Raw genomic sequence first — 566 nt, forward strand, 5'->3', positions numbered from 1 at the left:
CGCCGTGTTTTCAACACCCGGCGCCCTTATAGGGTGTCAATTGAAAACTTTTTTACGATAAGGATTACTAGCATGAACGCTACAGTTACAAATCAAGAAACTTCCTTTTTTATTACAGATGATAATGGCTCTTTTAAAAAGAGAGAGTTTGCAAAAAAATACGAATTTACAGGCGAGACAATAGAGGTTGGCTTTAAAACGCTTCATAGAATTAGAGCCTTAAGAGATTTTGGAGATGTCAAAAAAGGTGACCTAGGCGGTTTTATTGGCAGTGAATACAATTTATCGCATCATGGCAATTGCTGGGTGGGCGGTAAAGCCAAGGTTTATAGCAATGCAAGGGTTTACGATAATGCCGTTGTAAGTGGTTATGCCCATGTGAACAATATGGCTTGTATTTATGAAAATGCAAGGGTTTATGGCAAGGCGGTTGTGGCTGGCAATATTTATGGCAATGCTCATGTTTATGGCTTTGCACGTATTTATCCTGATGCTCATATTTTTGGTAATGCTCATGTTCATTATTACGCTTGTGTTTTTAATGATACAAAAATTTATGATAATGC

General features: G+C 37.6%; 1 protein-coding gene. It reads left to right on the forward strand.

Annotated elements, in window-relative coordinates; translation table 11 throughout:
* Positions 1-72 precede the first annotated feature (72 nt).
* The coding region (locus ACFIO3_RS15365) for a hypothetical protein (RefSeq protein ID WP_375704811.1) at positions 73-566 on the forward strand (494 nt) is incomplete at its 3' end.

The sequence above is a fragment of the Bartonella sp. AD328YNZD genome (assembly GCF_042196425.1).